Origin of the sequence: Mycobacterium sp., assembly GCF_046091765.1 — a bacterium.
Taxonomy (GTDB): Bacteria; Actinomycetota; Actinomycetes; order Mycobacteriales; family Mycobacteriaceae; genus Mycobacterium.
In genome coordinates, this window is the sequence record NZ_JBJTCF010000075.1 from 1 (window position 1) to 9022 (window position 9022).

Consider the following 9022-nt stretch of genomic DNA (forward strand, 5'->3'; position numbering starts at 1 on the left):
GTCCGCCTTTGCCGGCCACCAGGCTGCCGAAGCCGGCGTTTCCGCCGTTTCCGCCGTTTCCGCCGGAGGTGGTTCCGGTCCCCCCCTCTCCGCCGTTTCCGCCTTTTCCGCCCGGTTCGGCACCCCACAGGCCTCCCGTGCCGCCGTTTCCGCCGTTGCCGCCGTTTCCGCCCGCCCCGTTCGGGTTGCTGTACCCACTGCCGCCCTTGCCGCCCGTGTGGGTGGTGTCACCGGGGTCCAGCAGGGGCAGTTGGGCGGCGTCCCCGCCGTTGCCGCCGTTACCGCCGTTCGGATACTTGGCGTTGCCGTCCCCGCCATTGCCCGCAGTGCCGCCGGTGCCGGAGAAGGATAGGAAGTTGAAGCCCAGTCCGGGGACCGAACTGAAGTTGATACCGAGGTCGACTCCGGAGACTCGGCCGATCACGGCGGGAATCAAGTCGAGGCCCCATCCAGCGTCGCCGCCGTCGCCGCCCTTTCCGCCGTTGATGCCGTTTCCGCCGTTCCCGCCGCCGCCTCGAAAGAGGAAGCCACTGGAGTCGAACCCACCGAGGATGCCGCCGTGGCCGCCTTTGCCGCCGTCGAAGGGCTCGCCGGGCTGCGAGCTGTCCAGGGCGCTGCCCCCGTTCCCACCCCGGCCGAAGAGATACGCGTTGCCGCCCGTACCGCCGTTGTAGCCGTTGCCTCCCTTGCCTATGAGCAGCCCGGCGTTACCGCCGTTGCACGGCTCGCCTGCGACGCAGTACGGGGTGACGCCGACGTCGTTGTCGCTGAAGCTGTACCCGTCGCCGATGAGGATGCCACCGTCGGGACGGTCGGGTGTGCCGTTGCCGATGAAGAAGCGCATGAGGTCGTTGATCGGATTCTCGGCGCCGAGATCGGCACCGAAACCGGCACCGATCGCGGCGGCGGTCGCGGCGGCGGTCGGGGACCGTTCCGCACCGAAGCACAGGGTGTCTCCGATCGTGCAGTCGACGTTGGCCAAGCGCACCGGGCGCTCGGCGGCGCCGGGCTCGGAGGCGGAGGTCGTCGCCATTACCGGGCTGAACAACATCGCCCCGGCCAATCCGGTAGTGACCAGCGCGAGAGTTCGTGACGATGGTGACTTGCGGTGTTTGGGCACGAGTATCCCCCGTAACTCAGATGGCGCGTCGGTTCGATGGCGAACGGATGCAACCGTAGCTGACCTGTGCCCGGTTTCCCGGCTCTTCGCTGGCAGTGCTGCCGGCGGGGTGTGAACTCGCCATTCTTGACCCGGATAAACCTGCCCTCGCCACCCGGCGCCCACCCAGGGTCACCGAGCCCCGTTCACGGCCATGGCGCACCGCGGCGCGGTTGGCATCATGCTTGCCCTTCGGGCCGGCCAACGCGGTCACGTCGGCCTCCATCAACGCCGCCATGACCTGCAGACCCGCGCCGACGGCCAACGCCAGCAGTCCCTCCTGCATGTTCTCGGCGATCTCAGCCATCGCCACGCTCACCTGCTCCGGGAATGCGCTCACCGGCACACCCGCAAACCCGTTCTGGCTACTCTTCTTCATGGTGGTCCCCTTCTCGTGTTGGACTGTCTTGGCAGACGCCCGACACCTACCACACGGCAGGTCTCGAGCGGGGGACCGCCACCTCAACTTCCACGAGACCCGGGACAACCTCGGGAAGCCCCTAGCCTCGACTTTCGATGCCAGGGGGTCACCCTCTCGACCGATCCCGCGCGGACACATCGGCGGAATACAGCCTTCCCCCTAGCACGGATTTTCCGCCCGACGAACCGCGCCGTATCGCTTTTCTCCCGGCCTGATCGGTACCTAGCCCGGTGTCACGACGTTGTCACAGTTGTCCCTGAACCTGCTCGACAGCCGTGGACCGAAGTGGACGACTCCTCCAGTTCGCGCCTACCCCATAGACAACCGGAGACCCAGGTGAACAGTTCCAATCGACTTCCCAAGCTGAGAACGCGGGTTCGATTCCCGTCATCGGCTCCACACCTACGGTGGGTCCGCGGCTCTCACCGGTCACTTCGCGTACAGCGACTCCAATTCGTCGGCGAAGCTGGTGACGACGGCCTTGCGGCGCAGCTTCATGCTCGGAGTGAAGTCACCGGCGTCGATCGACAGTTCCCGCTCGATGATCGAGAACTTCTTGATCTGCTCCCAGTTATTGAGCCCGGCGTTCAGCTGGTCGATGTAGCCGCCGATGAGTTCACGGGTCTTCGGGTCACGGGTGATCTCGGCGAACGACTTGCCACCCAGGCCGTTCTTGGCCGCCCAGGCCTTGATCGCATCCGGGTCCAGTCCTACCAGCGCCACCGCGTACGGGCGGCCTTCGCCGTAGACCACCAGTTCACTGACCACCGGGCAGATGCCGCCGAATGCCGCGGCGATCGCCGAAGGCGCGACGTACTTGCCCTGCGAGGTCTTGAACAGATCCTTCTTGCGGTCGGTGATCTTGAGATATCCGTCGGCGTCGAGTTCGCCGATGTCGCCGGTGTGGAACCAACCGTCCGGCTCGAGCACCTCGGTGGTGGCTTCCGGCATTTCGTGGTAGCCGGCCATCACACCCGGGCCACGGAGCAGAACCTCACCGTCCTCGGCGATCTTGACCTCCGTGCCGGGCAAGGGGATACCGACAGTGCCGTACCGGTAACTGTCCATCCGATTCCCCAGCGTTGCAGCGGATGTCTCGGTCAGGCCATAACCCTCGAGGACCGGGATACCGATGGCGTCGAACCACAGGGCGACATCGCGGTCCAGCGGCGCCGCCGCGGTCATCACGAAACGCAGTCGGCCGCCCAGCTTCTCCCGGATTCCGGACAACACCAGCTTGTCGGCCAGCCGTTGCTGCAGCTGGAGAACCGGCGAGGGCGCCTTGCCGGCCTGCCGCGCCCGCGCAACCTGGTGACCGACATCGATCGCCCAGTCGGCCATCGTCTTCTTCAGCCCGGTCATCTCCGAGATCGCCCCTTGCACACCGGCTTTGACCTTCTCCGCGACACGCGGCACCGCACAGAGGAAGGTGGGATGCAAGATGTTGAGGTTCTCGGCCAGCTTGGGCACCCGGCCGTCGATCACGCTCGGGAAGCCGCTCACCAGGGGCATGGATGTCATGACCTTGCCGAACGAGTGCGACAACGGCAGCCAGACGTAGTTCAGGTCGTCAGGGCTGGTGATGCCGAGCTCATGGATGGCCGAAGCGACATAGGTTCCGGCCACGTTGGTCAGCCGCACCCCCTTAGGGTTGCCGGTGGTGCCGGAGGTGTAGATGATGGCGGCGAGGTCCTCTGCGCGGCCGGCCTCGATCCGCTCGTCGACGGCACCGGGAGACTTGTCCAGCAACTCTTTTCCGAGTTGTTCGAGTTCACCGAGGGAAATCACCCAGTCCCCGTCACCGGCGCCGTCGATGACCACGACCTTCACCACATCCGGGATGTCGGCGCGGCGTTCGATCAGTTTGTCGACCTGGCTCTGATCCTCGGCGACCACGAGGCGGCTGCCCGAGTTTGCGACGATGTAGGCCACGTCGGGGGCGATGGTGGTCGGATACACCGTCGTCGTGACGGCACCGGCACACAGCACGCCGTAATCGACGGCAACCCACTCGTAACGCGTCGACGAGAGCAGCGCGACGCGGTCACCGGGGGCGATGCCGAGCGAGATCAAGCCGGCCGCGATGGGCATCACCCGGTCATTGACCTGCTGCCAGGTGACGCTCTCCCAGCCGTCGCCGCGGGGGTAGCGAAATGCTTCCCGATGGGGGGTCTCGGCGACCCGCGTGACGAACATTTTGGCAACGGTCGGCAGTCGCTTGTCGACTCTGGCGATCCGGACCGTCTCCCCGGGTAACACGGAAGTAGTCATAGCGCGAGCTTAAATTGCTTGCCGGGGCCTTCAGCCGGATTCAGCGTCTTCGGTAGAAGATTCCGGTGGCCGCCACCCCCGCACAACACCGGCCGCACTGAGGGTGCGCGATCATCGACACGCCGGAATCCGCCGTGCCCGCGGCCTAGGTCCGCTTGCGGCGCAGGAACAGCATGCCGAGGAAGAGCAGCGCCGCCGACGGCTGCGGGTTGACGGTGTAGCCGATGTCACTCAGGATTCCCAGTTCCATCGCGTCGATCACGCGCACGCCTAAGCCGGGTTCTGCTGCGGCGTTCATCAGCTTCTGATCGGCGTCGACGAAGATGAAGTCGTCGAGATGCGATCCCGAACTGCCGGGCTCCCAGGGGTCGGGGAAGTAGAGAGGGACCAGACCACCATAGGCGTCGACGGCGTTGGGCCCACCGAAATACAACCCTCCGGCACCACCGGTGAGGTTCTCCTCGTAGGCGTTTTTGAAGCGGAAGTCGGTGCCGATCACCGCCGTGCCTTCCTCGTCGACCACGAAGCGGTCGAACTGCGGCCAGTTGCGCCCGGAGTTGTTGCCGGGTTCGTCGATGTAGCCCAGGAACCCGAAGGCGTGCAGTAGCTCGTGAAGCATGGTCGACTTGAAGTCGTACTGGTCGGGTCCGACGGAATCACCGAAGGCCCAGTCGATTCCGAAGTTGACATCGATCTCGCCGTCGGCCGCCGAGTCGTTGGCGTCGACACCGGTGAGCACCTTGTTCTGCACGATCGTGTTGTAGAAGCCAGCCCTGGAGTTGGTCAGATCGCTTCCCGCCGAGGCGAGAGTGTCCGAGTCCGGCAGGCTGTCCGCCGTGATGCTGAAGGTGATCGTGACCGGGGAGTCGACCACCAGATAGGACGCCAGCGTGTCGGCGGCCCACTGCAGGGCCGCCCGTGAGGAGTCCGACCAGTACTGCGATCCGGCGTCGTAGTCGAAGCTGAACGCCAGATTGCCCGTAGCGGGGAACGCTTTCGGGCTCACCGGAACCGCGACCAGCACCTGGGCCGACGCAGTGCCGTCGCTGACGGTGGCGGTGAAGGAATCAGCCCTGTCGGCCTCGGTCGCGGTGGGACTGGCGGCGGCGTCGCGGGCCGCGGCGGTGGGGGTGTAGGTGAACGCCCCACTGGCGGCGTTGATGGCCACCGCGCCCTTGGCCGTCGTCGCCGGGGCACTGTAGGTCAGGGTATTGCCGTCCGGGTCGGTGGCGACGATCTGGCCGCTCACCACCCCGGTCGTCGTGTCCGGTTCGCCGACGATCGGCGTGCCGACCTCGGGCGGCGCATTGGTGGAGCCGGTCGCGACGATGCTGACCGGGACCGCGACGGTCAGGGTGTCGGGCTGGCGCAATCCGACCAGTTGCGCGAACGTGGCGATCAGACCCTGGACCAGTCCGGCGATACCGGTCAGCCGGTAGGCGCTGCCGTTGTCGATGGTGACGCTGAAATCGTCGGTGCCGCCGGCTTGCGCCAGTTCCGCGTCAGGGGTGTAGGTGTATCCGCCGTCCTGCGCCAGTTGCACGCTGCCCCGGGCGGGTGCTTGGGCGACGGCGTAGCTCAGCGGACCGCCGTTGGCGCTGTCGGCGTTGATGTTCCCGGTCACCACTCCGGTGGATGACTGACCCGGATTCTGGGCGGGGCTCGCGGTGGGCGCGCGGTGGAACAGCGTGTACTGGACGAGGTCGCCGAAGGACGGCGCCTGCTGCTGTTGGGCACGCGCCGACGCAGTCCGCGACTTGCCCTGCGCCACGTCTGATTCCGCGCTTCCGGTGGAGCGGTTCGCGGACCGGGTCGGCGCGGGCTGATCGGAGGCGGGCGCGCGACGCGGCGGGGCCTCGGCCGTCCGCTCGGAGGCGCCCGAACGGCTCGAGGCGCTACTCCGCTGGGCGGCCGCCTTGTCCCCCGCGGGACCGGCCTCCCCGGCCGGCGATTCGGGCGCGGCCCAGGCGACGGCCGGGACGGCCCCCACCGCACCCAGACCGATCCCCAGCGCCACCGCTAGGCCGCCTAAGCGACCGACGAAAACCGAAGCAGCCATCCCGCTCTCCCTCCGCTGCCCTCGGCCAGTACCCTACCGCGCCAATCGCCGCATCGTTGCGGCGCGGCAGGGTAACCTCCGCGTTGTGATGCTTGCGAGAGCGCGCCGCGCGGTCACCCGCAGACTGATATTGCTGAGCGCGGCCACAGCGGCGGCCGGTGCGGCCACGCTGACCGGCCCGGCACCGGCGGCCACCGCGGCCGACGTCACCATCGACCCGACGATCACCACCGGCCCGCTGATGGGACTGATCGCCGGGCTGGGCGTGACCAGCGTTCCCATCACGGTGGGCTCCTTGGGGATCGACAATCTCGTGCTGCAGCTGGCCAATACCGCCGCCGATCCGGTCAGCCTCAACGACGCCGTCAACGCGGTGCCGATGAAGACACGCCTGCAGCAGTTGCCGCTGTGCGCGCTGGGCGGCACCGGCCTGGCCGGGAACTGCCGCGTGGTCCCGGTGATCGCCACCGGCCCGGGCGGGGTGGCCATGATCGACGCCTATCGCGCGATGATCGCCAGTGCCCAGGGCAACACCCCGGCGGGCTACACCGAGCTGATCCCCGGGCAGACCAATCTCGGCCTGGTGTTGGTCAGCGACCCGCTGCGGCCGAATGGCGGTCTCTACACGCGCTTCAGGTTCATCGCCGACCTGTTCGGCATCGACACCAGCATCCCGCCGATCGGGCAGCCGACCGGGCAACGTTCCGGGGTGATCCTCAATCCGGCGCTGGTCGACGCGACGTGGGCCTATAACCCTCTCAGCGACTTCCCGGTCACGCTGAACCCCTTCGCACTCCTCAACTCGCTGATGGCCGGACTGCCGACCAACCTGCTCGGCGGGAGCGAGTTGGTGGCCTCCTTCGGCACCGATCCCACGACTGCGACCGGGAACGCCGCGACCAACGCGATCCTGGCCGGATTCGGGGGGACTGTCATCGGCGGTTTCGCCCCCGCGCCCGGCACCGCGGGCTCGACCTCGTGGGTCACCCTGGCACCCGACGACCTACCGATCCTCGAGCCGCTACGGCTGCCGGCGCGAATCCTCAACTACATCGCCAGCCTGGCGGGGGAGGTCGGGCAACTCAAGACGCCGTTCGCCGACGCGCTGCAACCGGCATTCGAGATTCTGGTCAACATCGGCTACCCCGACGTGGTCACCCCCGCCGATATCGCCGCCGACCCGACTACCTACGGCAACTACGCACCCTACGAGCGCACGTTCGGATTGTCGGCGACCAGCACACCGTTCCTGTCGGAGCAACCGCTGACCGTGGGCGAACTGCTGCGGGTGCCCGGGGACGTGGTCGGCGCGCTGGTCACCGGTTTCCAGAACGCCTTCCCGCCGCCGGTGACTCGGGCCCCGCAGCGCGTCACCCAGGCGGCCCGGCCGGCCCAGTCGGCCCGGCCGCCTGCGCGGGCTACGCGGGCCGCGAAATCGGGTTCCGCCACACCGTCGGCCGACGCCCGGACCACAGCGCGCAAGGCCGCCAGCGCGCGCGCCTCGCGCTGACTGGCGCCTAGCGTCCCCGGATCTGGTCGATGAGGTTGTAGCTCATCGGGTCGTCGGGCAGGACCCACGCGAAGCCCTCCAGGAAAATGATGGCCACAACGTTAGCGGCGACGACCCCGATGAAGATCCAGATGATGACTGTCGAGACCGTCCACGGGACACTGCCGCGCGGCGGAGCCTGCGGTATCCCCCGGGGCTCCAGGATCAGCCGGAAACCGCAGTAGACGATGACGATGACGAAGGTGATCAACGCCCAGGTGTAGAGGTGCAGTCCCAGCACCGGTGCCCCGTACCCGGGGTCGCCCGGATTGATGTGCAGCAGGATCTGGCGCACCGACACCTCGGCGCCACCCACCAGGGCGCCGAGCATCCCCATGCCCAGTCCCTGCGAGTACCTCGAGGTGGTCAGGGTTCCCCGCCGGGCCTGCATGACGATGAGCAGCGCACCGGCGGTGGACAGGATCATGCCGTATCGCTGGAGCATGCACAGCGGGCAGGGAAACTCGCCCTCGACGAACTGGATGAAGAAGGCGCTTAGCATCACGAAGCTGTAGGCGAAGATCCAGGCGTGCAGGCCCCAGAAGCTGGTGAAGCCCCAGAAACCATTGCCGCCTGACGCTGGGGCGTCCGGCTCGACGACGTTTACCTCGGCCATCAGAAACTGAGGTCCAGGGTCGATGTCACGTGGAAGCGGAACAGGCCCACCGTGGCAATCAGTCCGACGAACCACAGCGCGATGATCAGGTATCGGTTGGCTCCTCGCCAGATCAACAGGACGATGGCCAACAGCAGGGTCATGATGAGGATGTCCACGAAGATACGGTATGCCCAAGCGACCGCAGCCGCTGTCAAACGCGCCGGGCTAGAAGATGCGCACCCAGTCGATGAGCATCTCGGCGGGGTAGTTGCCCGGACGGGGATCGCCGCCGCCGGATCCGCTGACCGCCAGGTTGAGCACCGGGCGAAGCGTGTAGCCGGGGTCGTTGAACGGCCATTCCGGGATCGAGTTCGCCGGAACCTCGAAGTAGGGCTCCTTGCCCTCGACGTAGTCCTGCCAGAAGTACATTCCCGAGTCGTTCCAGGTCAGCCGCCAGGTGTGCCAGTTGGAGTCGACCGGGTAGGGCTGGGTGGCGAACGAGGTCCCGTCCAGGCGGGCGTGCACGGTGCTGCCCGAGGGCCACTCGCCGTTGCCGTACCACTCCACCAGGTCGACTTCACCGCCGCGCACCGGGTTGTCGTTGAGCACCCACCAGGCCGGCCAGCATCCGGCAGTCAGACAGTTGAGTTTGATCCGCGCCTCGAACGTGCGGTTGATGCCGGTGGCGAAGTTGCCCACCACTTTGCCGCTGACGTACTTGCCGTCCGGTTGCCGGGTGGCGCGGATGACGAGGTTGGAGTTGCCGTCAACGAAGACGTGCTCCCGATCGTCGCGATACTGGCCCATGTTCTCCGGGCGATCCCAGAACACCGGGTTCTTGATCAGCTCCCGCGCCTGCGCGATCTGCCACGCGGCCGGATCCGGCGCCGAACCGGCCGGGCCGTTGAACTCGTCGGTGAAGATGAAGTTGGGCACCGCGGCGGCGGGCGCGGGCGGGACAGCCG

At 67.3% G+C, this 9022-nt stretch carries 6 protein-coding genes and 2 pseudogenes; 1 reads left to right on the forward strand and 7 read right to left on the reverse strand.

All coding sequences use genetic code 11. The annotated features are described in order from the left end of the window. The 4 genes and pseudogenes from ACKOB8_RS07745 to ACKOB8_RS07760 form a co-directional block, all read right to left on the reverse strand. A pseudogene (locus tag ACKOB8_RS07745) lies at window positions 1-1033 on the reverse strand (hypothetical protein); the annotation flags it as partial. Window positions 1034-1271: 238 nt separating this feature from the next. Then, window positions 1272-1591 (reverse strand): annotated as a pseudogene (locus ACKOB8_RS07750) (IS256 family transposase); the annotation flags it as partial. A gap of 418 nt (window positions 1592-2009) precedes the next feature. After that, window positions 2010-3851 carry an AMP-dependent synthetase/ligase gene (locus tag ACKOB8_RS07755; protein WP_526376635.1) on the reverse strand — a complete coding sequence of 614 codons (1842 nt, stop codon included), beginning with the start codon at window positions 3849-3851 and terminating at the stop codon, window positions 2010-2012. 145 nt (window positions 3852-3996) lie between these two features. Continuing rightward, window positions 3997-5868: an Ig-like domain-containing protein gene (locus tag ACKOB8_RS07760; RefSeq protein ID WP_526376636.1), complete on the reverse strand. Its 1872-nt coding sequence runs from the start codon at window positions 5866-5868 to the stop codon at window positions 3997-3999. Window positions 5869-5998: 130 nt separating this feature from the next. Between ACKOB8_RS07760 and ACKOB8_RS07765 the strand changes: the two genes are divergently transcribed. Next, window positions 5999-7420, forward strand: a complete 1422-nt coding sequence (locus ACKOB8_RS07765) for a hypothetical protein (protein WP_526376637.1) — start codon at window positions 5999-6001, stop codon at window positions 7418-7420. A gap of 7 nt (window positions 7421-7427) precedes the next feature. On the opposite strand, the gene ACKOB8_RS07770 is transcribed toward ACKOB8_RS07765, so the two are convergent. The 3 genes from ACKOB8_RS07770 to ACKOB8_RS07780 all read right to left on the reverse strand — a co-directional run. After that, window positions 7428-8075 carry a disulfide bond formation protein B gene (locus ACKOB8_RS07770; protein ID WP_526376638.1) on the reverse strand — a complete coding sequence of 216 codons (648 nt, stop codon included), beginning with the start codon at window positions 8073-8075 and terminating at the stop codon, window positions 7428-7430. Then, a complete protein-coding gene (locus tag ACKOB8_RS07775; RefSeq protein WP_526376639.1) occupies window positions 8075-8233 on the reverse strand; it encodes a DUF5993 family protein in 159 nt (52 codons plus the stop codon). Before ACKOB8_RS07775 ends, ACKOB8_RS07770 begins: the two co-directional genes overlap by 1 nt. 49 nt (window positions 8234-8282) lie before the next feature. Further along, a partial coding sequence (locus tag ACKOB8_RS07780; RefSeq protein WP_526376640.1) for a glycoside hydrolase family 16 protein occupies window positions 8283-9022 on the reverse strand: 740 nt, incomplete at its 5' end.

What these genes read in the sequence shown, in the direction of transcription:
- ACKOB8_RS07755 (WP_526376635.1), bottom strand. Translation starts at nt 3,851, where the DNA reads ATGACTACTTCCGTGTTACCCGGGGAGACGGTCCGGATCGCCAGAGTC.
- ACKOB8_RS07765 (WP_526376637.1), top strand. Translation starts at nt 5,999, where the DNA reads ATGCTTGCGAGAGCGCGCCGCGCGGTCACCCGCAGACTGATATTGCTG.
- ACKOB8_RS07770 (WP_526376638.1), bottom strand. Translation starts at nt 8,075, where the DNA reads ATGGCCGAGGTAAACGTCGTCGAGCCGGACGCCCCAGCGTCAGGCGGC.